At 58.5% G+C, this 23,834-nt stretch carries 21 protein-coding genes; 10 read left to right on the top strand and 11 right to left on the bottom strand.

The genetic code is table 11. The annotated features are described in order from the left end of the window. The first annotated feature begins 79 nt into the window (after positions 1-79). The 3 genes from ACFOOP_RS01760 (at position 80) to ACFOOP_RS01750 (ending at position 6,330) form a co-directional block, all read left to right on the top strand. Positions 80-2,635, top strand: coding sequence for a TonB-dependent receptor plug domain-containing protein (locus tag ACFOOP_RS01760; protein ID WP_379879108.1), 2,556 nt, complete (start codon positions 80-82; stop codon positions 2,633-2,635). Positions 2,636-3,073: 438 nt separating this feature from the next. Further along, positions 3,074-5,761, top strand: a complete 2,688-nt coding sequence (locus ACFOOP_RS01755) for a TonB-dependent receptor (RefSeq protein WP_379879106.1) — start codon at positions 3,074-3,076, stop codon at positions 5,759-5,761. Positions 5,762-5,934: 173 nt separating this feature from the next. Continuing rightward, on the top strand, positions 5,935-6,330 hold the full coding sequence (locus ACFOOP_RS01750) for a hypothetical protein (RefSeq protein WP_379879105.1): 396 nt from the start codon (positions 5,935-5,937) through the stop codon (positions 6,328-6,330). 245 nt (positions 6,331-6,575) lie between these two features. Here ACFOOP_RS01750 and ACFOOP_RS01745 read toward each other — a convergent pair whose 3' ends face one another. Further along, on the bottom strand, positions 6,576-6,932 hold the full coding sequence (locus ACFOOP_RS01745; RefSeq protein ID WP_379879104.1) for a DUF423 domain-containing protein: 357 nt from the start codon (positions 6,930-6,932) through the stop codon (positions 6,576-6,578). Beyond that, complete coding sequence (locus tag ACFOOP_RS01740) at positions 6,929-7,519, bottom strand: Tll0287-like domain-containing protein (RefSeq protein ID WP_379879103.1); 591 nt, start codon at positions 7,517-7,519, stop codon at positions 6,929-6,931. Before ACFOOP_RS01740 ends, ACFOOP_RS01745 begins: the two co-directional genes overlap by 4 nt. Before the next feature lie 373 nt (positions 7,520-7,892). Here ACFOOP_RS01740 and ACFOOP_RS01735 point away from each other — a divergent pair, with 373 nt between their 5' ends. The 3 genes from ACFOOP_RS01735 to ACFOOP_RS01725 all read left to right on the top strand — a co-directional run bounded on the left by ACFOOP_RS01735 (position 7,893) and on the right by ACFOOP_RS01725 (position 9,720). Then, complete coding sequence (locus ACFOOP_RS01735; RefSeq protein WP_379879102.1) at positions 7,893-8,330, top strand: FKBP-type peptidyl-prolyl cis-trans isomerase; 438 nt, start codon at positions 7,893-7,895, stop codon at positions 8,328-8,330. Positions 8,331-8,942: 612 nt separating this feature from the next. After that, on the top strand, positions 8,943-9,230 hold the full coding sequence (locus ACFOOP_RS01730) for a GIY-YIG nuclease family protein (RefSeq protein ID WP_379879101.1): 288 nt from the start codon (positions 8,943-8,945) through the stop codon (positions 9,228-9,230). 403 nt (positions 9,231-9,633) lie between these two features. Next, positions 9,634-9,720 carry an SEC-C metal-binding domain-containing protein gene (locus ACFOOP_RS01725; RefSeq protein ID WP_379881481.1) on the top strand — a complete coding sequence of 29 codons (87 nt, stop codon included), beginning with the start codon at positions 9,634-9,636 and terminating at the stop codon, positions 9,718-9,720. Positions 9,721-9,973: 253 nt separating this feature from the next. Here the strand turns inward: ACFOOP_RS01725 and ACFOOP_RS01720 are convergent, their stop codons facing one another. The 3 genes from ACFOOP_RS01720 to ACFOOP_RS01710 form a co-directional block, all read right to left on the bottom strand. Continuing rightward, a complete protein-coding gene (locus ACFOOP_RS01720) occupies positions 9,974-10,969 on the bottom strand; it encodes a DUF2806 domain-containing protein (RefSeq protein ID WP_379879100.1) in 996 nt (331 codons plus the stop codon). Between the two features lie 6 nt (positions 10,970-10,975). Continuing rightward, positions 10,976-12,949, bottom strand: a complete 1,974-nt coding sequence (locus ACFOOP_RS01715) for a ribonucleoside-diphosphate reductase subunit alpha (protein WP_379879099.1) — start codon at positions 12,947-12,949, stop codon at positions 10,976-10,978. Between the two features lie 241 nt (positions 12,950-13,190). Next, positions 13,191-14,636 carry a hypothetical protein gene (locus ACFOOP_RS01710; RefSeq protein ID WP_379879098.1) on the bottom strand — a complete coding sequence of 482 codons (1,446 nt, stop codon included), beginning with the start codon at positions 14,634-14,636 and terminating at the stop codon, positions 13,191-13,193. A 166-nt stretch (positions 14,637-14,802) separates the two neighbouring features. Between ACFOOP_RS01710 and ACFOOP_RS01705 the strand changes: the two genes are divergently transcribed. Beyond that, the gene (locus tag ACFOOP_RS01705) at positions 14,803-15,591 is read left to right on the top strand and encodes an acyl-CoA thioesterase (RefSeq protein WP_379879097.1); all 789 of its coding nucleotides are present in this window, start codon (positions 14,803-14,805) and stop codon (positions 15,589-15,591) included. Between the two features lie 15 nt (positions 15,592-15,606). On the opposite strand, the gene ACFOOP_RS01700 is transcribed toward ACFOOP_RS01705, so the two are convergent. Continuing rightward, positions 15,607-15,789, bottom strand: coding sequence for a hypothetical protein (locus ACFOOP_RS01700; RefSeq protein WP_379879096.1), 183 nt, complete (start codon positions 15,787-15,789; stop codon positions 15,607-15,609). Then, on the bottom strand, positions 15,786-17,597 hold the full coding sequence (locus tag ACFOOP_RS01695) for an ABC-F family ATP-binding cassette domain-containing protein (RefSeq protein ID WP_379879094.1): 1,812 nt from the start codon (positions 17,595-17,597) through the stop codon (positions 15,786-15,788). The genes ACFOOP_RS01700 and ACFOOP_RS01695 overlap by 4 nt, the downstream gene beginning before the upstream one ends. A gap of 144 nt (positions 17,598-17,741) precedes the next feature. Here ACFOOP_RS01695 and ACFOOP_RS01690 point away from each other — a divergent pair, with 144 nt between their 5' ends. The 3 genes from ACFOOP_RS01690 to ACFOOP_RS01680 all read left to right on the top strand — a co-directional run bounded on the left by ACFOOP_RS01690 (position 17,742) and on the right by ACFOOP_RS01680 (position 19,252). Beyond that, the gene (locus tag ACFOOP_RS01690; protein ID WP_379879092.1) at positions 17,742-18,302 is read left to right on the top strand and encodes a helix-turn-helix domain-containing protein; all 561 of its coding nucleotides are present in this window, start codon (positions 17,742-17,744) and stop codon (positions 18,300-18,302) included. 222 nt (positions 18,303-18,524) lie between these two features. Further along, positions 18,525-18,839 carry a hypothetical protein gene (locus ACFOOP_RS01685; protein WP_379879090.1) on the top strand — a complete coding sequence of 105 codons (315 nt, stop codon included), beginning with the start codon at positions 18,525-18,527 and terminating at the stop codon, positions 18,837-18,839. A 38-nt stretch (positions 18,840-18,877) separates the two neighbouring features. Beyond that, the gene (locus ACFOOP_RS01680) at positions 18,878-19,252 is read left to right on the top strand and encodes a hypothetical protein (RefSeq protein ID WP_379879088.1); all 375 of its coding nucleotides are present in this window, start codon (positions 18,878-18,880) and stop codon (positions 19,250-19,252) included. 2 nt (positions 19,253-19,254) lie between these two features. On the opposite strand, the gene ACFOOP_RS01675 is transcribed toward ACFOOP_RS01680, so the two are convergent. The 4 genes from ACFOOP_RS01675 to ACFOOP_RS01660 all read right to left on the bottom strand — a co-directional run bounded on the left by ACFOOP_RS01675 (position 19,255) and on the right by ACFOOP_RS01660 (position 23,808). Then, positions 19,255-20,187: a fatty acid desaturase gene (locus ACFOOP_RS01675; protein ID WP_379879086.1), complete on the bottom strand. Its 933-nt coding sequence runs from the start codon at positions 20,185-20,187 to the stop codon at positions 19,255-19,257. A 72-nt stretch (positions 20,188-20,259) separates the two neighbouring features. Further along, positions 20,260-21,198 (bottom strand): alpha/beta hydrolase fold domain-containing protein, encoded by a 939-nt coding sequence (locus ACFOOP_RS01670; protein WP_379879084.1) that lies wholly within the window; start codon positions 21,196-21,198, stop codon positions 20,260-20,262. 180 nt (positions 21,199-21,378) lie between these two features. Then, positions 21,379-22,437: a 1,9-bis(guanidino)-5-aza-nonane synthase gene (locus ACFOOP_RS01665; protein WP_379879082.1), complete on the bottom strand. Its 1,059-nt coding sequence runs from the start codon at positions 22,435-22,437 to the stop codon at positions 21,379-21,381. 171 nt (positions 22,438-22,608) lie between these two features. Then, on the bottom strand, positions 22,609-23,808 hold the full coding sequence (locus ACFOOP_RS01660; protein ID WP_379879080.1) for a type III PLP-dependent enzyme: 1,200 nt from the start codon (positions 23,806-23,808) through the stop codon (positions 22,609-22,611). Positions 23,809-23,834: the final 26 nt, after the last annotated feature.

The following is a 23,834-nucleotide window of genomic DNA, read 5'->3' as shown; positions in this document are numbered from 1 at the left end:
TCGGCTGAAGCGCAATCATAAGCGCTTGGTCGGTGGGAGGCGACGTCCGCGGTTTAACATCAACTCTGCGGGGGTTCGCATGAAAAAAACTCATAAACTCAATAAAACCCAGATTTTTGCGTCTGTATGCATGGCCGCGCTTTTCTGTGTTCAACCATCTTCAGCGCAAGGAGGAGACACGGATGATGAAGTCGTGGTCACCGGCGTGCGCGGCCTGCCAAGGTCGGTTCAGGATTCGGCGGTGCCGATCGATGTTTTCAGTGAGGGGGATCTTGAAGGAGTTTCCTACACCGACGTCAACGATGTATTATTGACGCTGGTGCCGTCTTACACCTTGAGCCGCCAGCCTATCAGCGATGGTTCATCCTTTATTCGCCCAGCCTCACTGCGTGGGCTTCCAACAGATAAGACGCTTGTGCTCGTCAACTCGAAACGCCGACATCGCGCGGCGCTGGTGTCAATCGGCGGCTCCGGCACCCAAGGGCCTGATGTAGCGACGATCCCGGCTATTGCGCTGAAAAGCGTTGAAGTCTTACGGGATGGCGCCGCCGCCCAATATGGCTCTGACGCAATCGCCGGGGTCATCAATTTCATCCTGAAAGATTCAGCAGACAGCATTACATTCACGGCGCAAACCGGCCAGTTTTATGAGGGCGACGGGTTTGAATATATTTTTGCCGGCAATGCGGGCTTCGGCCTCGGCGAAGACGGGTTCGTCAATATCTCGCTTGAGTATTCTCATTCCGATTCGACTGTGCGCGCGGAGCAATATTGTGAAAGCTGGTTCTGCGTTCCGACTGTTGCGGCGATGGATCCGACCTTTGCGGCCGGCGTCGAAGCGGCGTCTTTAGCGGACGGCGATATTGTGCAGCCCTGGGGGCGCCCGAATTCGGAAGCGTTCCGGTCTTTCGTCAATATGGGCTACACCTTCTCCGATGCTGTCGAGTTTTACGCCTTCGGTAATTTTTCCGACAGCACAGCCGACGGCAATTTCTTCTATCGCTATCCGGGCAACGGCACGATTGAAGACATTCGCCTTGAAGATGGATCGGTTTACAATTTTCTCGAAATTTTCCCGGGTGGCTTCACGCCGCAATTTCATGGCGACGTGACCGACTATTCTGGCGCGGGCGGTTTCCGCGGCGATCTCGGCGGCGGCTTCTCCTACGATGTTTCCGGCCGTGTGGGCGTCAACAAGATCGAATATTTCCTTGAGAATACGGTCAACCCGTCGCTTGGCCCCGACACGCCGACGGAATTTTATCCGGGCGATCTCATCAACAAAGAAGCGCAGTTCCAGGCGGATCTCGCGCAAGTGGTCGATCTTGATGCGCTTGCAGGGCCGCTGACGATTGGCTTCGGCGCAAGCTATATGAAGGAAAGCTATGAACTCATAGAGGGTGATCCGGCTTCTTATGCTAGCGGTCCGTTTGCATTGCCTGATCCGTTCGACTTTTGCGACGGTATGACAGGCCCGACAGCCGCGGGCATGAGTGTTGCTGGCCTTGACTGCACCGACCCCGATGATCCGGTGTTCACCGTTATTGGTGTCGGCTCCAATGGCTTCCCGGGTTACTCCCCGGAATTTTCCGGCAAGTATACGCGGAACAGTAAAGCGTTTTACCTCGATGTCAGCGCCGACATAACGGAGAGCTGGTTTCTGCAAGGCGCTGTACGCTATGAGAACTATTCCGACTTCGACAGCCAGTTAATCTATAAATTCGCCACGCGTTACGAGCTGGTGGATGGGTTGGCTGTTCGTGGTTCCTATGGCACAGGGTTCCGTGCGCCAACGCCGGGACAGCAAGGGACCACGAACGTTTCCACACGTCTGCCGAATGGTTTCCCTGTGGCGACGGGCCTTTTCCCGGCGTCTAGCCCGGTTGCGCAGGCGCTTGGCGCTTCCCCGCTTGAACCTGAAACATCGAAAAACATCGCCGCTGGGGTCACGGCGAGTTTCGCCGGGATCAATCTTTCGGTCGACTTTTACCGCATTGCTCTTGAGGACCGGGTGAACGCCATCTCGACACAGGACGTTTCGTCGGACCCGATGGCGGGTGCAGCCTATGACAACTATCTGGCTCTTGTAGGCGCGGGTGTTGCCGGCGCCGAATCGATCGGCGGCGTATTCTACTTCGCTAACGCGTTCGACACGGTGACCAAGGGCGTCGACTTTGTCGCCACTACTGATTTCGATCTTGGCGGCGCAGGAACGACCTCCCTGTCTCTTGCCGCAAACTATAATGAAACTGAGTTCGATGGGGACGTCGACGCTTTGTTTAATGCCGAAGACCAGTTTGATTTCGTCAATAGCGAGCCAAACTGGCGCGGCATCTTCACCGCAATCCATAATATTGGCGGGCTCACTGCACTGGGCCGGGTCAGCTATTATGGTCCGTATGAAAACGATAATGGTCCAATTCAGGAATTCGACGGGGAATTTCTGTTGGACCTTGAGCTAAGTTACACCTTCATGGACCACTACAAGCTGTCTGTCGGCGCTAGGAACATTCTGGATAACTATCCCGACCCGGGCATGATTGGCGAAACCTGCTGCGGCCGGATCTACCGTTCCGACTCGATCGTCGACTGGCAGGGCGGCTATTACTACGGCCGGGTTGAGGTCTCGTTCTAAGGCTATAAATCTGCTGACTTTAAGGAGGCGAAGCGGTAAAACCGCTTCGCCTTTTCTTTTGTGAAATATTCTCAAGCAAGAGAAGGAAAAATCCTGTGACCCTTCTATCCTGAGCTGTGCAGCCTTCGCCCTTGATGAGCGCCGATGATTTCTTGTCATGAATAACCCTAGGACGCCCAAGCGGCTTTAGGGTTAATTCTTTCTTGACCAATGCGGTTGCATTCTATGTGGCGTTAAAATTTTGTTGCGTTGCAGCAAGGCTATGCGCCCTTCGCACTTGTTGTAATTTTGTAACGCTTTCCTGCGGAGCGCAGTTGTCCTGCATAGTGTCGCTGGACGGCGCGTCGGTGGTGAGAGAAAAGGATTCAACGCCCGGGCATCATAAAAAGTACCGGGAAAAATGCCCCAACAGGGAGGGGCCAGATTAGGGGTTACAGGATGAAAATGAATTCCAATTTGAATGCATTTGCCGCGCGCCTGCTGACAGGCGTTGCGCTCGGCGCAGTCGCAGTAAGCGGCGCGGCGGCCCAGTCCGACGAGATCGTCGTTACGGCCACCAAGCGTCCGCAGACGCTGCAGGAAGTGCCGATCGCGGTTAGTGTCGTCGGTGCGGAGACAATTCAAAAAGCGCAGATCAACGATCTTATCGATTTGCAGACGGTCGTTCCGTCGCTGCGCGTCACCCAGCTTCAGAACTCGTCGCAGACCAACTTCACGATCCGTGGTTTTGGCAACGGCGCCAACAACCCCGGCATCGAAAGCTCGGTCGGCGTCTTTATCGACGGCGTTTACCGGTCGCGTTCCGCTGCTGCAATCCTTGACCTGCCCACCATGGAGCGCGTCGAAGTTCTGCGCGGCCCGCAGTCGACCCTGTTTGGTAAAAACGTGTCAGCAGGCGCCATTTCGATCACCACAAAACTGCCGACCTTCGACTGGAGCGGCAATGTTGAAGCGAGCTATGGCAATTACGACCAGATGCTTTTCAAAGGCACGCTGTCAGGACCGATTTCCGACAATGTCGCTTTCCGGGTTTCCGGCAGCGCCAACAAGCGTGACGGCTACTACACCAATATCGTAGACGGCACTGACCAGAATGAACGCAATCGCTGGGCGCTTCGCGGTCAGCTTCTGTGGGAAGCAAGCGACGCGCTCACCTTCCGCGTGATTGGCGACTACAACAAGATTGACGAGAACTGCTGCGGCGCCGTGACGATCTTGAACGGTCCCGCGACGCAAGTGCTCGCAGCGCCGCCGCCATTCGGGCTTGGCGAGGAAATCTCCGACGGCACCGATCCGTTCTCGCGCAACGTCGCTGTCGATACCGCAACCAACAACAAACTCACGGGTAAGGGTATTTCGCTGCAAGCCGATTGGGAACTTGGAGACGGCTTCGCTCAGCTGACTTCGATCACGGCCTATCGCGAACAGTCCGACAACGCCAATACAGACGTCGACTTCAGCGGCGCCGATCTCGCCCAGAACCCGCAGGATCGTAAATACGAAACCTTCACTCAGGAAATTCGTCTTTCGTCCGTCGGCGACAACCGCTTCGACTGGATGGTTGGCGCATTCTACTTCAATGAAGATGTGTTCCTTCAGCGTGACGTTATTTTTGGCGCACAAGAGCGCGCCAACATTGACTTCCTGATCTCTGGCGCCGGCGTGAGCCTGACCCAGGTTGAAGGCGTTTCGCAGTTGGCCCAGGCATTGACGACGGGTCCGGGCGCCTTGTTCCCGGAATTCCTGCCCATGGGCAGCGCTGGCGTTGACGCTTTAGCGTTTGGTTCGTCCTTTGCGCCAGGCACCGGCGTTGAAGGCACCTACAATATGGACAACGAGTCCTATTCTATCTTTGGTCAGGTCGATTTTGAACTGACCGACCGCCTGACGATTTCCGGTGGCATCGCCTATATTGACGACAGCAAAACCGCGACCGGCGTCAGCAATCTGACAGACGTATTCTCCAATTTCGATCTGACGAGTTTTGCGTCCACGGGCGGCTCCTTCGTCGCGGCGACGATCCTAGGTGGCGCGATCCCGGGCGCCTATGGCGGTCCTGTAGCCTTCGACCCTGCAAACCCGATTCCGTTTTTCACGGCGGCTGGCACATATGCAGCGTTCGATCCCATGGGCTTTGCAGCAGATCGGGCGACAGCGGTGGCGACGGCTCAAGGCGGCATCGCGCTTGATCCTACGCTGAACCCGCTGATTGGTCTGACAGGGTTATCGGCGGTTCAATTCTTTGCACCGCAGACCAACTTCCCGGATCCGACAAACCCGTTCGATACCGGCCGGCTCGATAGCAATGACATCGCCTGGACGGCGCGTATCGCTTATGACCTCACGGACAGCCTGAATGCGTATTTCACTTATGCAACAGGCTATAAGGCCGGCGCTTTCAACCTGTCTTCCGACTCACGCCCGCCTGTCGACGCTTCCGGGCTCGGACGTGTTGCATCCCCGGAAGATGTGCGTCTTCTGGAGCTTGGCCTGAAGGCCAATTTCGACGGCGGTTACGTCAACATCGCGCTTTTCGATCAGAAGATCGAAGGCTTCCAGTCTAACGTCTTTAATGGCGTCGGTTTTGACCTCGCAAATGCGGGTGAGCAGACATCGAGAGGGTTCGAAATTGAATCGCTTTACTCTCCCTGGAATCCGCTGACGCTGACTTTTGCGCTGACCTATCTTGACCCGGAATACAAGTCGTTCACAATGGCCGGTTGCACACCGTTTGATACGGTCAATTGCAGCATGGGCGAACGCTTCCGCGACCTGTCCGGCACTCGCGTGCCCGGTGTTCACGAAGTTAGCCTGTCGACTTCGGCGACTTATAACTTCAACGTGAACGACAATTGGGGCGGATATGCGCGCATCGAATATCTCTATGAGTCTGACGTTGCCCTCATTGAGAATATTCCGGCTAGCATTACTCGTGAAGTCAATGTGCTGAATGCCAGTATCGGCTTTGAAACCCAGGACGGTTTCGAGGTGATGGTCTGGGGCCGCAACCTTACCGATGACGAGTACTTCCTCCAGGGCTTCCCGACCGTCGCCCAGACAGGCAGTGTCTCCGGTTACACCAACGCGCCGCGTACATATGGCGTGACAGTGCGTAAGAGCTTCTAAAAGCCGGATGCGCCAGAGGGGCTGAAAAGAGGGGACTAGGAAAAGGGCGGCGGTTGCCGCCCTTTTTCTTTGCGGGTGTTTACGATGGAGCGCTCTATAAAATTACTCCTATTCCTTTGACGCGGTTTCAATCTCTTGTTCGCCAAAGTGATCGTCTGTCAGGGGAGAGACCCATGGCCTTTGCGAAAAAGCAGGAGGCGCCGCGCATCAGCGCCGACCGCCTTGCCAATATTGCCGGCGGGGGCGTTGCTATAGCGGCCCCGGCCGCGGCGCCGGAAAGCGCGCCGCGCATGCGTGTGGAGCTTCAGCCCGACCTGTCTCGGATGCGTCCGCGCGGCGCGGCGATGGAGACGCCGGAACAACGCAAAAAGCGTCTCGCCGCCAAGACGATCAATTTCACCGCCACTTTTATTGCGCGGATCGCGATCATCGGCGCCGTGGGCTATCTGATGTATGACATTTATCAGGGCTCCGGCGCGATCCATCGCGGTTACGCCATGGGCATGTTCGCGATGATCGCCGATTTCGGCCGGGTGCTTTTGAAAGCGATGGAGCCGGGCACCAAATAGGCGCCCGCCATAAACAATTCGCCGCCCAAAAAACGCCTCTCGCCGCACGCACGCAGGCGTGATCGTTAAAGGCCCTTGTAAGGCCGCCGGGCCGCCCCATTTCGACCGCAATTGGAAACCCCAATAGACAGACATCGATTTGTCTGGGGAGAGAGAGCGATGGGTATTCTGGAAATCCTGTTGATCGGGTTTATCGCCGTCATGTCCTTTATTGGCGCGACGAGCCTGTTCATACGTGCGCGTCACTAGCGCTTGCGCAAGCCCGTAATGATCACGAGCGCCCAGCCGGCGAGCAACGACAGCCCGCCGAGGGGCGTGATCATGCCGAACCAGCGCGGCGCGCCGAGCGCCATCGCATAGAGCGATCCGCCAAAAATGACGGTGCCCAGAACAAACGCCCAGCCGGCGCGGCGCAGCGGCGGAAGGTCGTTGAGCGATAATGCGAGCGCGGCGACGGCGTGGGTCAGGGCGTAAAATGTCGCTGTCTCCCACCAGCCATGGGCCTCGGCCGATAATCGGCCATCGAGCCCGTGCGCGCCGAAGGCCCCGAGCGCCACGGCGAAAAATCCAACCAGTCCGGCGAAAAGAGCGAGCGGGTTCATTTCTCAAGATCCTTTGTAATCGTGAAGGCGCCGCGAAAGTCGCCCGGCGCAAATCCCGTAGCCTGATCATCTGGATAGCGTTCAAGGATCGCGGCCTTCACCTCATTGGAAATATCCGTTCCGTGGCACAGGACGCATGGTCCACCGGTCATGATCGGCTTCATGTACCGCAGTTGGCGCCCTTGGGCGCCCGTGACAATTTCCGCAAGCTCCAGCGCCGCGGGGTCTGCGCCCGCGTCGATTTCGGCGAGAAAAGTCTCCATCGCCGTGCGTTCATAATCATCCGGCGCATTCGCCGGGTTGCGCCAGCGCAGGGCGGTGCGCCCGACGCGCAGACCGGTTTCGCCCGACAAACCGGCGGCGATCTCCGGCGCCTCCAGTTTGCAGACGTCGATCGCCGCGACGGGCCCGCCGGTCTCGATGGCGCTGAGAAGGCGGGCCTTCAGTTGCGCGCCGAGGGCGTCCGCCGCTGCGCGCGCGGCGGTGATGTCTTCCGGGGCGGGCGCTGGCGGCGGCGTTTCTTCATGTGTGCAGGCCGTGAGAACGAAAACGGCGGCAAGGCTCAAAACGGCCAACTGGCGGGGCATGGGCGGCTCCATCGCTGATTTCACGTTTAGTCTACTGCGCGGCCAGGCTTTGAGCATGGGTTCACATGGACGCATCAGGGGCACGCATCGCCAGAACCGGGCCACGCATGCACTGAATGCGCCTCTTGCGGCTTGACCCGCAAGGCCCCATTTGCGAGGTCTGACCCTGACTTCAGGCTGGCCCGGCGCCGCAATCGCGCCTTCATATCTGGCCGGCTTTTCTTCTCGCGTCCGTTGAGGGGCGTTGAGCGAGATGGCGCATCTCCGCGCCCCGCGCCAGCAAGGGACATGCGCGCCGACCGGCCGCGCGTCTTTGGCTAGATCGTTTTCGCGATCGGGTGCGACACGAACCAAAAGACGAAAGGCAATTGCCATGACCACAGCCAAGAAAGGCGACATCGTCGCCATTGAATATGTCGTGCGCACGGGCGACGGACGCGTCGTCGGCGGCACCGAAAAGGAAGGGCCGCAAACCCTCACTCTCGGTCAGGCGGAAATCTTCCCCGAGATTGAAACCGCTCTCGACGGCATGGCGGTCGGCGATGAAAAATCGGTCACCGTGCCCTCCGACAACGCCTTTGGCCCGCGCCGCGAGGAAATGGTGGTCCAGATCCCGCGTGCGCAACTCCCCGCCGATCAGCCCCCGCAACCGGGGCTTCAGCTTTCGGCGAAGATGCAGGACGGCTCCACCGTCAATCTCACCATCACTGATGTCAGTGAGGAGGCGGTCGTCGCCGACGGCAATCACCCGCTCGCCGGCCAGGATCTGCATTTCGGCCTGACGCTGGTTGAGATCAAACAGGCGGCGTAACAGCGCCTGCCTATACGCCCTTTCCGCATCGTCCATAGACAATCGTCACCGCCTTTCCTGCGAAAGCGAGTGGATAAGGTGGAGAGGGTGCGCGAGACGTAAAACATCCTCGTCGCTTAAGTAAGCACATGGACGTTTTGCGTCCCGCGCCAGCAGCGTTTTATCGAACCGGCTGACCCGGCCGTAATCATGACCGCCGGACGGTTTTACCCGCCAGACGTTAAGCCATGAGAAAGCCCGGGCTCTGCGGCCGGCAAGCATGGGCGTCCCTCCGTATCGCGGGTCGCCCACCCTTGCGCGCTGCAATTCGGATCGTTGAAGAACGGTCGCGACAACGCCTCTCCATACCCGGATCGCCAAGCACTATAAGGCCTCGCGAACACCCGTGAAAACTTATCCACGGGTTCCGGTTTGGGTGTATGCTGGGCCGGCCCCCATCACCCCTTCGTCATCCCGTGTGCCGCGCAGCACGAAGTGATGCGCTGCTAACACGGGATCGCTCGATGTAAGAGCGCGCGACCCCGACAGCGATCCCGTGTCTGCACAGCAGCGCTTGCGCGCTGCAGTGCGCACGGGATGACGGCGCCGTTTCATTGACCTAACCTCCGGCGAATGTCCGGCTATGTGTATTTCATCGGTGAGAAACCAGACGGCCCGCTTTATACCGGCGTGACGGCCAATCTCGGCGAGCGCGTTTATCAGCACCGGCAGGCAATCGGGTCATCCTTCTGCCGCCGCTACGGCCTTAAAAAGCTCGTCTATTACGAATTCTTTGACCGCATCGAAGACGCCATCGCTCATGAAAAACGCGTCAAGAAATGGCGCCGCGCGTGGAAGAACCAGCTTGTCGACAAGATGAACCCGGACTGGCGCGACCTCTACGAGACTCTCAATCAGTAGCCGCTCCCGTCATCCCGTGTGCTGCGCAGCACGAAGTGACGCCACAAACTCCGTCATCCCGTGCGCACTGCGGCGCGAAGCGCTGCTGTGCAGACACGGGACCGGCCGCCATGAAGCGCGAGCACCGACAACGATCCCGTGTCTGCGCCACGTCATTTCATGTCGCGCCGCGCACGGGATGACGGCGGGGGAGATGTTCTTGGGCAGGGCGGGCCTTGACCCGCCATTGGGCAGCCAATAGGTAGCGGCCCTTCGCAGCCAATGGAGGGCGTCATGAAAAACAAACGCGACATCGAACACCTCCCCTGCTTTCGGGCGTTCGTCTAAACGCCGAAAGGGGTTCCCCTCGGAAACAAGCGTCAAGCGCGGGCTTCGCACGATAAAAGGCGGAGAGGTTGAGCTTATGGAAAAGCTCGGCCGTAACGATCTATGCCCGTGCGGATCAGGGCGCAGATTTCAAGAAATGCTGCCTGAAATCGGGCCGCTATGATGGCTCGAACCGTGGAGAGTATTTTTAGATAGCAGCGCTTGTGTGCTGCACGCCGTTTCAACAAGAGCGACTCCCCACGGCTTGACCGTGGGGGCCATCTCCTGCGCCGCCCGCTTGCGCACCGCCGCAATGAATCGAAAGCACGGGCGCTGGACCCCACGCTTAAAGCGTGGGGAGGCGGCGTTGAGATCGTTTGCCGAGATTTAGAGTGCGGGCTTTAGCTCGCGCTACTATGCTAATTTGCTATTGCCGGTTAAATTGAAACTTCAATTAGCTGAAACATTCCATCAGGACGGTCCAATGCAAATCCTGACCTTACCCGGAAATTTTTTCCCTTAATAAAGTCTATGACTTTCCGAACATGTTCGCGGTCTGTTTTGTAGTCACAAAGAGACATGATTTCTGTCATCACAGATGAGAATTTTATGATGGGAATGGCTAAATCATTTGCGTCAGGCTTTTTGTAAAAGACAACTGCTATGTCGCCGAATCTGATTGAGTGATATTCGTTTTCCTGCCCTTTCATATCGTAACTTTTTGCGATTCCCCCAAATGCGGAAAGGCTGCCCGAGATCAAGCCAAGTTCTTCAAGCGTCAAAAATTCAGTAAACTTTTCTTTGCAGAGTTCTTCCGGCAACATTATTTCACCACCGCTAGTGGCGAATGGGAAAACGCTTGAAATTAATGTTGCTTCCTGTCGGGATAATTTGGAAATGAAATCCATAGTTCGGAAGTTGAAGCGTCCGGGGGTTTTTATTTCTCCAGCTAATATTTTTGACCAAAGCCGTTGCATTTGTTCGGAGGACACTTTTTCCGCATGACGCGAAAATTGCTCCAACCAGTCGTCATCGATGGAATCTGCAGCGTCTTTTGTGGGCGGGTTTTCTCCGATTTCTTCTGCGGCTGCCTTACAGATTTTCTCTCTGTTAAGTTGCTGCCTAAGAGTCCTCTGAGCCTGATAAGATGCGGCCCGGGAGATGATGTCATCGTCTGTTAAGTTTTTATCATTGGCTGCGTTATTGATTGAGCGAATACTTACTACGCGCGCATCCTTGCGGGTTTTCAGTTTTTCAGTTTCATTGTCTATCAATGTGGCGCAAAGCTCGCCTGACGCACCAATAACGCGTCCGAGAGCTTTATCTACGTTTTCTCTTATGTTCGGAAACATGGCATCGGAAAGCGTCTTTCCGAATTTTTCTAGAAAGCTACCGTTTTTATCTGTTTCTGTAGGAAGGTTTCCGTCGGCCATCTCACCTCACTGACAAGCCAGACACTCATCGTAATCCGTTTTCGCGGCGGCGAGCATCATTTCCGCGAGGTTCTCCGCTTCGCCGCCATCGGGCATCGCGGCGCGCGCTTGCGCGAGGTCGCTCGCGGCCTGCGCGTCATTGGCGGCTTTGGTGCCGCCGGCGAAGCCCGCGCGCTGGATTGATTTCGAGCGGCAATAGTAAAGCGACTTGCAGCCCTTCTCCCACGCCGTCCAGTGCAGCATGTGCAGGTCCCATTTGTCGATGTCGCCCGGCAGGAACACATTCACCGACTGGCCCTGACAGATATAGGGCGTGCGGTCCGCGGCAAGCTCGATCACCCAGCGCTGGTCAAGTTCGAAGGCGGTTTTGAAGACGTCTTTTTCTTCCTGCGTCAGGCATTCCAGATGCTGCACCGATCCCTCATGCTCAAGGATCGAGGTCCAGACGTCGTCTGTGTCCTGACCTTTTTCTTCGAGCAGGGCTTTGAGCGCCACATTCTTCACCGTGAAGGAGCCGGAGAGAGTTTTGTGGGTGAAGACGTTGGCCGGGATCGGCTCGATGCAGGGCGAGCAGCCGCCGCAGATGATCGAGATCGACGCCGTCGGGGCGATCGCCATTTTGTGGGAGAAGCGTTGCTTGACGCCGCGCTCTTCCGCGTCGGGGCAGGCGCCGCGTTCTTCGGCGAGGGCCACCGAGGCCGCGTCCGCGCCCATGCGGATGTGTTTGAACAGGCGCGTGTTCCATGACTTCGCCATGGCGCTCTCGAACGGAATGTTCATGGATTGCAGGAAGGAGTGGAAGCCCATCAGGCCGAGGCCCACCGAGCGCTCGCGCATGGCGGAGTATTTCGCCTTGGCCATGGCTTCGGGCGCGCGGTCGATGAAATCCTGCAGGACATTGTCGAGGAAGCGCATGACGTCCTCGATGAATTGCGGCTCGTCTTTCCACTCCTGATATTTCTCGGCGTTGATCGAGGAGAGGCAGCAAACGGCTGTGCGCTCTTCGCCAAGGTGATCCTTGCCGGTGTGGAGCATGATCTCCGAGCAGAGATTGGAGGTCGAAACCTTGAGGCCGAGATCGCGCTGGTGCTTGGCCATCTGCTTGTTCACCGTGTCGGAGAACAGGAGATAAGGCTCGCCCGTCGCGAGGCGCACATCGAGAATTTTCTGCCACAACTTGCGCGCGGAAACGGTGCGCAAGACTTCGCCCGTCTTCGGCGAGCGCAGGCCGAACTCTTCGTCATTCTGAACGGCGATCATGAACGCGTCGGTGATGTTGACGCCGTGATGCAGGTTCAGGGACTTGCGGTTGAAATCGCCCGACGGTTTGCGGATTTCGAGGAACTCCTCGATTTCCGGGTGGTGGACGTCGAGATAGCAGGCGGCCGAGCCGCGGCGCAGGGAGCCTTGAGAGATCGCGAGCGTCAGTGAATCCATCACGCGGATGAACGGGATGATGCCTGACGTCGCGCCGGCGTGTTTCACCTTCTCGCCGATGGAGCGGACATTGCCCCAATAGGTGCCGATGCCGCCGCCATTAGAGGCCAGCGCCACATTCTCATTCCAGGTCGAAACGATGTCGCCCAGCGAATCGCCGACGCCGTTCAGGAAGCAGGAAATGGGCAGGCCGCGATTCGCGCCGCCATTGGACAGGATCGGCGTCGCGGGCATGAACCAGAGCTTGGAAATGTAGTCATAAACGCGCTGGGCGTGGTCGGCGTCGTCGCCATAGGTGCGCGCCACCCGGGCGAACATATCCTGGAAAGACTCGCCGGGGAGGAGATAGCGATCCTCCATGGTGGTCTTGCCGAACTCGGTGAGGAGCGCGTCGCGGGAACGGTCGACAACGATGTCGCGCACCACCTTAAGGGCCGGTTTCTTGGCCTCTTTCTGGGTCTCCGGCTTAGCGTCGGCCTGGCCTTGCGGCGCTGCGCCTGCTGCGGTGGTTTCCATCTCTTTGGCGGCTTCTGAGAACGACATTCGTGCCCCGTCCCTTTATACTTTCGCCTTCGAAAAGGCGCGCAAAAACCCTCAGCCCGGATTGCCCAAATGGGGCCGCATCCGGCGCGGCTTTCCGTTTCTGTTGTGAATCGCCAACGCCCCGCGTCGACACAACATATAGTGATAGAGCCTCAGCCTAACGTCAACATGAAGTTGGTCCGTGGGCAAAAGTTTTTGGTTAAGGAGGTCTTAACAGGGCGTACTGTTTGCGCCTTAAGAGTTAATCACGGCCGCGCTTTTTCGCGCCTTCGCCGCCTCGTTTCGCCTCCGAGCCACGCATTGAGTGCGCCTCAAATTTTTTGGCGAAAGCGTCCGTGCGCCAGCTTTCCGGCGCCGGGGAAAAGCCGGCGTCGATGAATTTCACCGAAGAATCGCGGCGGCGCCATTCGGGTTCGTCGGTTTCAGCCGAATTGGCGGTATAATCCGCGCCGGCGTGATTCGTGCGGCGCGCGCCCTGACCGGTCAGGCGCCCGCGCAGAACATCGACTGCGTTGTCCACTTTTTCGGTGATGTTGGCGGAGGTGGGCCCGCCAGCCTTGAGATAGGCGCTGCGCACGGCGTCGAGCGCTTGGGCCCGGGCGCGCGAAAGCTCGCCAGCGCTGATCAGACCGAAAAGCAGTGACACAAGGAGCCCGGTCAGGGCGTAGACGGTCAGGGCGACGAAGAGAGGCTGCCATGCCCAATCATAATCAACGACGGCGGCGATGGACGGTAGGCCGCCTTCGGCCAGCTGCGGCAGCACATAGTAAGTGGTGCCGGCGCCCGCGACATAAGCGATGGTCACCCAAAGCATGAAACTGGTAAGCGAAACCCCGCCCGCGCCGCCGCCGCCCAACGCCAGGAAGCGTGAAAAATGCGAATCGGTGTCGCCAAACCGATTGGCTTCCGCGGTTTCGCTTTCGGTCAGGAAAGAGATGCGGCGGAAATAGAGTTTGGCGGCGAGCGCTGAAAGATGCGCCTGGGAGACAACGGGGAGAATATCCACCGCAGATTTGTTCGGGTCGGTAATAATGTTGCGATATTGTTCCAGTTCTTCCGAGAACGCCCGTGACGAGGCGGCGAGTTTGGCGCCGGCTTCCCGGCCCGCACGGCGCAGTTTGCCGTTCGTGGCGTTGCCGAGCGAGAAGATCAGAATAAGCATGCAAAGCGCAGCGGCGGCGAGCAGCAGGCCGATCCCGCCGAAAACATTGGCTATCGTGATGTAATGGTCGATTGGCGCATCTCGCACCACGGCCGCGCCGCCGTCTGACGCAAGGGCCGCTTTATATTGCATGCGGAACCACATGAACATGAGAAAACAGCCGATGAATAAGCGTACGGTCCAGACATAGACCGCTTTTTCGCCTTCGCTGCGGCTGTCGCTGACGGCGCTCAAGTCCGCGGCGATGTCAAAGAGCGCGCGGTCGCGCTGGGAGACGCCGTCAGCGCTCTGGCGCAGGCGTTCGGCGAGTGACAGGGATGCGGCGGGCGCCTTTGGTTCTTCGCTGTCCCCCGGAAAGAGCGCCACCGTAGGGTCCATCGCCGCGAAGGCGCTGTTTGCGGATGGCGCCGTCGGCGTTGGAGCCTTTGCGGAAAAGCGTGACGAAAAAGGCAACCAGGCGAGTATTTTCCCCGCGCCGTTTCGCAGGCCCTGGAAAGCCGGCCCGTTCTTCTCCTTCGCGCCCATGCCCATCACCCCCTATGCAACCCTGCGAAAATACAGGGTTTTTCATCCACCCGCGCCAGTCTACCGGAAAAGGGCGGGAGGGTTAATCCCCGGCGGTGGAGGGTGATGAAGCTGGCGCTGCATCCCGGTGTTGCCGAGACAGGTTCTCGCACCGCATAGAGCGCCCATGACCCAATCCTTTTCACAATTGATGACCGGCGCCGCATTTGACGGCGGCGCCCTTTCGCTAACGATCCCGCCGAACTGGATGCAGGGCCGCACCACCTATGGCGGGCTTTCCGCCGCGATCGGGCTTGAAGCGGCGCGGCGCACGTTTCCCGATGCGCCGCCTCTGCGCTCGGCGATGGTGTCGTTCATTGGCCCCGCGGGCGGGGTAGTTGAGGCGAAGGCGACAGCGCTGCGTCAGGGCAAGTCGGTTACCTTTGTGGAGGCCGATGTCAGCAGTGAGAAGGGTCTTGCCACGCGCTGCGCCTTTGCTTTTGGCGGTGCGCGTCCTTCACAATGGAACCGCAATTTCACGCCGTCACCTGAAATGCCTGCGCCGGATGATTGCGAGGCTTTTGCGCCGCCGTCTGGTGCGCCGCATTTCACCAGCCATTTCGACAGCCGGCTCGCCAAGGGTGGGCGTCCTGTCAGCGGCTCAAAAGAGCACGATCATTACATCTGGGTGCGCCACACCGATAAAAACGCTAACGGCATCGTCGCGCTTCTGGCGCTCGCCGACATGCCGCCGCCTGCGCTCATGCCGATGTTCACAGAATTTGCGCCGATCAGCTCCATGACCTGGATGGTGAATGTGCTTTGCGATGAACCGAAAACCCGCGATGGCTGGTGGCTGCTTCAATCGCGCGCGGAGCATGCGGGCGACGGTTACTCCAGTCAGGATATGCTGGTCTGGAACCGCGATGGAGAGCTCGTTACTGCAGGCCGGCAGAGCGTGGCGATTTTTTGTTGAACCTGGCGGCGCGGATCAGGCGTCTTTGATGAAGACTTTCAGCGTTTTGCCGTCATCTTGAATAGAGAAATCAACATCGCACATCGCGTCGGATAACGGCACGATGACATGACGGTTTTTGTCGCCGGCGGCCTTGCGGTGGTCGATGACTTCAACGCGGTTGACCGTTACGCTCGCATTTGAAAGATCGCTTGTCACCCTTCCAATTCCTCCCGTTTCATCTCCAGCATCAGCCATTCCTCTTCTTTGGCGGCGAGGCTTGCTTCGGCGGCGGCGAGGGTTTTCGCCGTCTTGTCGAACAGCGCCGCATCACGCGCAAACAGGTTCGGATCGTCGAGTTTGGTTTTCAGCGTCGCGATCTCCGCTTGCAGCTTATCGATTTCACCCGGCAGTTTTTCAAGGGCGTATTGCTCCTTGTAGGAGAGTTTTGTTTTCGCCGCCGGTTTGGGCTTTGCAACGGGGGCTGACGATTTCTGTTTTTGTTTCGGCGCGGCGCCTTCCAATCCCGGCGCGCTTCCCCGCTGCGCGACCATGTCGTCATAACCGCCGGCGTAACGCAGCCATCGGCCCGGCTTGTCAGGGTCTGTGGCGATGACGCTCGTCACGAGATTGTCGAGAAACGCCCGGTCGTGAGAGATAAGGAGCAGGGTTCCGTCATAGGCCGAAAGTTGCTCCTCCAGCATCTCCAGCGTTTCAAGATCGAGATCGTTGGTGGGCTCGTCGAGAACGAGAAGGTTTGACGGCTTTGCGAGCGCTGCGGCCAGCGCCAGCCGTCCGCGCTCGCCGCCTGAAAGCGCTTCCACGGGCTGGCGCCATTGTTCCGGACCGAAAAGAAAGTCTTTGAGATAGGTCGCCACATGGCGCTTTTCGCCATTGATCATGACCCAGTCTCCGGTTCCGTCATTAACGGCGTCGGCGACGCGCATATCGGGGCGCAGCCGCGCCCGGCGCTGGTCCAACGAGACGATTTCAAGATTGGTTCCCAGTTTGATCGAGCCTTCATCGGGTTCCAGCGCCCCGATGAGAAGATTGATCAGCGTTGTCTTGCCGGCGCCGTTGGGCCCGACAAGGCCGATACGGTCGCCGCGGGCGATCTCAACGGAAAAATCGTCGACAATCTTTCGTCCCCCGAAAGATTTCGAAACATGGTCGGCGACAATGGCGCGCTTGCCCGAGGCGCCGCCTGTCTGCACCGAAAAAGCGGGTCCGCCCTGAACTCTTTTCGCTTCACGCAAGTTCGTACGCATGGACTGAAGCTCACCGACCCGGCGCATATTGCGTTTGCGGCGCGCCGTGACGCCGTAGCGCATCCAGTGTTCTTCGGCGGCGATTTTGCGCCCGAGCTTGTGCAGCGCGACCTCTTCTTCTTCGAGGAATTTATCGCGCCATGCTTCGAATTCTCGAAAGCCGCATCCGGCGCGCCGGGTCTCGCCGCGGTCGATCCAGACCGTGTCATTGGTGACGGTCTCGAGAAACCGCCGGTCGTGGCTGATAATGACCATGGCGCATGGGAGGCTGCGTAATTTCTCTTCCAGCCAGGCGATGGCCGGCAGGTCGAGATGGTTGGTCGGTTCATCGAGAAAAAGCACGTCCGGTTCGGCGGCGAGCGCCTGGACGATCGCGGCGCGGCGCAGCTCGCCGCCCGACAGTTTTTCCGGCGCGGCGGCGGGGTTCAGTCCCAGCTCTTGGAGCAGCGTCTCCGCCTCGTGCCCCTTGCCGGTTTCATCAAGCCCGGCGCGCGCATAATCGCCTATTGTTGCATATCCTGATGCGTCCGGCTCCTGCGGAAGGTAGCGCAAGGTGACGCCCGGATGGACAAAGCGGTCGCCCGTGTCCGGCTCGATCAGCCCCGCAGCGATCTTCATCAGCGTTGATTTGCCCGACCCGTTGCGTCCGACCAGCGCGATGCGCGCACGTTCGCCTACGTTAAGCGACGCGTTTTCAAAAAGGGCGGTTGCGCCAATCTGAAGGCGAACGCCGTTCAAGGTCAAAAGAAGCGCGCTCATGGCGGTTATGATGCTTTCTGTACGGCGCCACACGGCCGGGTTCGCCGGTCATAGAGGGTCTTTCGCGGCGCAGCAATTCTTTACCTAATGTTGCGAGTCTCGTGACAGATTTTTCCCGCGCAAAAGTCGCGTAGGGGTATGATCATGCATCCGTTGAAGCAATATCTCCGCGAGGTGGAGGAGGGGTTTCAGGATTTCGCCGCGCGGGTGGGCGTGTCGCGTCAGACGCTCTACCGGATCGTTTCGCGCGTGCAGGCGCCAAGGCCGATGCTTGCGCGCCGGATTGTCGAGGCGACAGGCGGCGCAGTGACGCTCGATATGCTTTACAGCGACGACGCTCCGGAAGGAGCGGCTGGCGGTGCAGAAGTCGTAAACATCAACGCGGCGGCTAATGAACCGCAACTGGATCAGGACCGCTTGCGCCTGGCGCTGGCGGTTGTGATTAACCATCTGCGTGCGGAAGAAAATACGCCGGTTTCGCCTGACATGCTGGCGGTGGCGTCAGAGGCCGCTGTCAATACTTATGCGGCGTTGAGCCGTCTGACGACCCGTCAGGGCCCGGCTCGTCTCGCGCAAGCTCTTCGGCCAGTTCTCGAAGAAATTCTGAAAGAGACAGGGGGCGTTCCAGCGCCCTCTGCTCTTGATCGCGGCGCCGAGCTGGCGGCGGAGCTGTATGTTCAGCGCCGCTCGCTTCTGCGCCGCTAAGGGCCGCCTGATCCGGCGCCAGCCCATAGAGTTTGATCTCTTCGGCCCGCCTTTTCGCCACCCGCCACATCATCAGCCCGATCCGCGCGGCGTAATTGTCTTCATCTATACTCAAGTTAACTTTCTCTCTTAGGTTGTATTTTTATCTAGATTTCACCTGTATTCGCGTTATGGTTGTATTTGTGTAATGCGTACCACATTTTTTACTTATGAGGATAAGAGATGACAGATCTCCGAAAAGAACAGTTAGTGTTGCTGCGATTTGAGAAGCAAATTGCGGGCCTGGCCGCGACGCTCGCCGCTGGCGCCGTCGCCGCCAAGGGCCTTGATGGCAAGCTTCATGCATCAGAAGGGGCAGAAGCTTTTGCATCTATTCAGACCGCGCTGGTTAATCTCGCGGAGGTCACCACAAATGCGCATGACGCCATGAACGCAAAAGCGATGGAAGCCGGCGCTGACCTGTTTCAGGCGGCTGGCGGCGGACTTCCAAAGTTTGAACCGTTGGGGGCTGTTCGATCAATTCTTGGGCTTGGATAACTATTAGCCTCTACGCCGCGGCCATCGGCGTGATGCTGATGGCCGCCCTTCATTCCCGTTCGGAACACATCACCGCCGCCGCGCGGATTATTTTCATCAACTGGGTCGCTGCTCTGCAAATGTGGCTGGTGCTCGACGGCGCCGCGCTGACAGTGAGCTATATCGTCATCGACGCGATCACGGCGGCGTTGTTTTTCCGCATGTCGCGCGGGCGCTGGTTTCCGGCGCCGCTATGTTTCATGCATGGGGTGCTGGTGATTTATCACCTCGCGACGCTGTTAAATACAGGCGGCTTATTCTGGGAGAAGTTCGTCCTGAACAGGTTCTTTGATGTTGAAATTGTTTATGTCATCGCCTGCACGCTTTACCGCATCATCGCTCTGAAAAGCGCCGGCAAGCCCCGGGGCGCCTGAGTTCAGGACACGTCAATTATGTTGACGCCCTGGGCGCGCAGAAAATCCTCGCTGCGCTCAAACACCCGGTCATAACGGTAAAACGGCGTGCGCGGATTGATGTGGTGGATCAGATGGTAATTCTGCCCCAGCAACGCAGCCTTAAGGGCGTAACGCTTCCAGCCTTTGCGCGCCGCGAAGACGCGTGTGCCGCCGAGCAGGGATTTGTCCTTATGCGGGTGATGCACGATCCAGTCGAAACAAACGCCGAGAATACCTACGGCAATGACGAGCGATCCGAACCAGGCGATCAGCGCGACTTGCCACAGTCCCAACGAGATGAGCACAGCAACGCCAATCAATGTTGGTGCGCCTTGCAATAATATCTTGGCGAGAAATTTTACGCCTCCCGGTTCTTTCAACTTGTTGCCGATAGTGAAGTTCCAGTAGCGCCAGGGCAGGGTTGCGGCTCTGGCGAAGACAGCCATGAAACTGTCGCCGTGCATCCAGGCGTCGGGGTCTTTTTTAAGGTCGTTGGTGTTCGCGTGGTGCGTGAGATGAATGTAATCATGCATGGAGTAAGGGTAGAACATGATCCACCCGATCATCAGGCCAAAGACGTGATTGATCCAGCGCATGGATTTGTTCCGGCCGTGATAATTGCGGTGGGAGGTCTCATGAAGCCCGGTATAAAGCACAAAATAAACCGGCAGGTTCAAGATGGCCGCGATCCAGACCGGCAAAACGCCGGCGATGGTCAGGCTGATGATCAACGCGAAGGCCGCAATGCCCGAAGTCGAAAGCGCGATGGTTGGCCAGGCAAGGCCGCCGATTTGCGCTTCGGCGCAGCGCTGCACTGATTTCAGGTTGCGAATGTCATCCAGGCCGACAACAGCTGAGGGCGCGCGCAAGACGGCGCCTTGCATTTGCGTCTCGGCTGGTTCGCTCACAGACATGATTAATACGCTTTCGCCAGGTTATCCTGGGCGGAGCATATCATCCGGGTGGATTGTGGAAAAGTGCGAGGGTCACACGCTGCGGATGAATTCCGCAATATCCTCATGGGCTGTTTTGGCTTCAGATAGCGACCAGTGCATGTGAAACAGATGGAACATCCCGTCAAAGACCCGGAGGGTGCTGTTGATTCCGGCGCGGCGGGCGGCTTCGGCGAGACGCGCGGCGTCGCCGAGAAGGACTTCTCGCGAACCCACATGGATCAGCATGGGCGGCAGGCCGGAGAAATATCCATAGATTGGCGAGATCAGCGGATTATGCAGATCTTCGCCCGGCGCGTAATATTGAAATAATTTCTGGACGCTGCGGCCCTGATGTGTCCTCAGATGCGGGTCGTGCCCGTCAATGGTGCGGTGGGTGTCGCTGGCGCCGACGCCGTCCACGGCAGGAGACGCAAGCACTACGCGATCAGGCAGTTGGACGCCTTCGTCACGCCAGCGCATGAGGCTCGCCAGCAGGATGCCGCCGCCAATGGAGTCGCCAAACGCGACGATGCGTTTGCCTTGATGTTCCTTCAGCGCCGCCTTGTAGACGCGATCAACTTCTTCAAGAGGCGTCGGAAAACGCCCGTCGGGCAATAAGGAGTAGGAAGCGCCAAGGCACTGGGCGCCGGTGTTGCGCACGGCCGGCAGGATCATGGAGGCGTTGACGCGCGGTGAGCCGCTGACAAAAGCGCCGCCGTGAACGTAAAAGAGAAACAGATCGTCGCGCCGGTCACCGGCGGTTTCATATGTGACGCAGGGCCGCCCGGCGATTTCGACGTCATTCATGCGGTATTCAAAGTCGATTTCGGAAAGACACTTTTCCCATTCATGATTGGCGAGCCGTCTCGCAAGTCCGCGCGTGACAGGATTCATCCATGTCTCAATGGTGGGATAAGCCTTCAGCTCTGTGATGCGCTTGCGCGTATTCTTGCTGAGTGCCGTGCTGATGCGACGCGCCGCCAGTGACATAAAATTTCCGCCCTCAAGAATGCGGCTTGTTCGCCCCATCTGGGGCGCATTTTCACCGCTCGCGGAAAACATCTGGTTAACCGGCTCGTTGCAATTTTTCCCAGAAAGCAAGGCGCCGCCGCATTTTTCAGGTGCGGCGGCGCAATATTGGTAAGGTGGATGAAAAAAGGCTGAAGACGTTTATGCGTTTTCGAAAAGCTTCGCCCAGCGGCGGGGTTCGCGCTTTTTCCAGCCCCCGCGGTGATAGGCGTCGGAAACGATCAGCGGCGCGACGGAAGTCGCTTCGGCGAACACCATTTGTTCATGTACGGTCGAGACTTTGCCCCAGCTCGCCGCCTCTTGCAGCGTTGAGGATGAGCAAGCGCCGTCGCGAACATCGGCGACGGTGATCTGCACGGCGTATTTGTGCACTTCCACATCGTCATGGCCGAGAATTTCAGCGCAGACGACAGTGTCCTGCGCAAAGTTTTTCGGCACGCCGCCGCCGACCATGAACAGGCCGGTGGTGCCTGCCGCAAGTTTGATCTCGGTCAGTTCGCGGAAGTCGCCGGCGCTATCGATCGTCAGGAAAGGCTTGCCCGCCTTGCGGCGTTCGACCTGGTGCTTGACGATGCCAAAGCCTGCGGAACAGTCTGAAAAAGCCGGCACGAAGATCGGCACGTCTTTCTCAAAGGCGCGCTGGATCAGCGAATCTTTTTTCTTGGCGTTGCCGGCGGCGAGCCATTTGCCGATTTCATAAATGAATTCGCGCGACGTGTAGGGCCGGGGCTCAAGCTGTTCACAGATGGCGTAGATCGTGTGATCGACGTTTTGCAGCTCTTCCTCGTCAATATAGGTGTCGTAGATGCGGTCGATATAAAGCGAGCGCAGCGTGTTGTCGTCAGGGACTTCATTCGCCTGATAATGTTTGAAGCCGAGCGCTTCGAGGAAATCCATGTCGATGATGCAGGCGCCCGTGGCGACCACGGCGTCGATCATGTTGTATTCGACCATGTCGCGCCAGACATGCAGGCACCCGCCGGCGCCGGTAGAGCCCGCCATGATGAGCCAGGGCGAACAATTTTCATCTTCGATCGCCATGTTGAGGATTTGCGCGGCGCGGGCGGCGTCGCGGCTGGTGAAGCTCATCTTGCCCCAGGCGTCGATAATCGGGCGTGCATCGAATTCGGTAATGTCGATATGCTCAACGGGTGTTGCGAGCAATTCGGCTTTGCGATTGTCTTGCGGTTGGGTGGTCATGAAAGTCGGTCCTTTCGGTTGTCCGGCCTTGAATGGATTCCATGGGCCGGGTGGGAAACCGGATCCGGGCCGCATTTGTTCGTGAGAACGTCATGCGCGGAGGGCCGTAAAAAATGCGACGGCGCTGATCTAAGCGATCAGCGCCGCCATTTCCAGCTTTTGGCTGAAACTTTAGAACTCGCCGATTGCGATCACTTTCGCAGAGCGGCGCTTCGGTTTTTCGGTTTCAAAGACGCTCATCATCGGCGCGTCTTTGACATGGGCTTCGATATATTCGCCAAAGCCGTTGAATTTGGTGGCGAGCGCCGAGCCATAGGCGCCGGTCATGCCGAATTCGATATAATCGCCTTCGCTGACATCAGCCGGCAGCATGAACGGGCCTTCCATGGCGTCGATGGAATCGCAGGTCGGTCCGTACAGCTTGAAGGGACGCAACGGGCGGCGCGGCGAGTTTTTTTCGCGGAGCATCTTCACCGGATAGACAAGGCCGCCATGGGCCGCGTCAAACAAAGCGCCATACGCGCCGTCATTGAGATACAGGCAATCGCCTTTGCGAAGCTCAACGCGCACCACATGGCTGCCGGCTTCTGCGCAGAGCGCGCGGCCGGGCTCGCACCACAAATCAGCGTTTTCAAGAACCGGCATGTCTTCGAAACAGGCCTCGATCTCGCGCATGTAGTCTTCCAGCGGCGGCGGTGTCAGGCCCGGATAAGCGACCGGAAAACCGCCGCCCACATCGACGATATCGACGGTGACGCCCGCTTCGCGAATAACGTCGCTCACATGGCCCATGGCGACGCGCCAGGCTTCCGGGCGCATGCATTGCGAGCCTACATGGAAAGAAACGCCCAGCTCGTCTGCGGCCGCGCGGGTCTCGCGCAGGAGCGATACGGCTTCTGTGCCGGTCGCACCGAACTTGCCGCCGAGCTTGTGCGCGGCGTAGTCGGAAGAGACGGCGAGACGCACGACAAGGTGCAGGTCTTTCGCGCCGCCGGTTTCCTCGACGATTTTCGCAAGCTCTTCGCGGCTGTCGAGCACGAAGATTCGGACGCCATAATCGAAATAGGCGCGGCGGATCGCCGAACGGGCTTTCACCGGATGCATGAAGGCGAGCGTCGCGTCCTCGAACCGGTTCGCGACAAGCTCGATCTCGGGCAGGGAGGCGACATCGAACCAGCGGACGCCCGCTGCGTAAACCGCATCGAGAATGGCCGGGTGGGGGTTCGCCTTCACCGCATAGAGCACGTCGCCTGGAAAACGGCGTACGAACCAGTCCGCCGCTTTTTTGGCGGCGTGAGGACGGATGCAATGAACGGGTAAGTCCGGACGGTCAGCTACGACCAGCGCAAGCGCAGATGTGTGTTTGTCCATCTCATGGAACCTCGCAAAGGCAGCTA

This window comes from Hyphococcus aureus, assembly GCF_042643165.1.
Taxonomy (GTDB): domain Bacteria; phylum Pseudomonadota; class Alphaproteobacteria; order Caulobacterales; family Parvularculaceae; genus Hyphococcus; species Hyphococcus aureus.
This window is presented reverse-complemented; position numbering and strand designations above follow the sequence as displayed.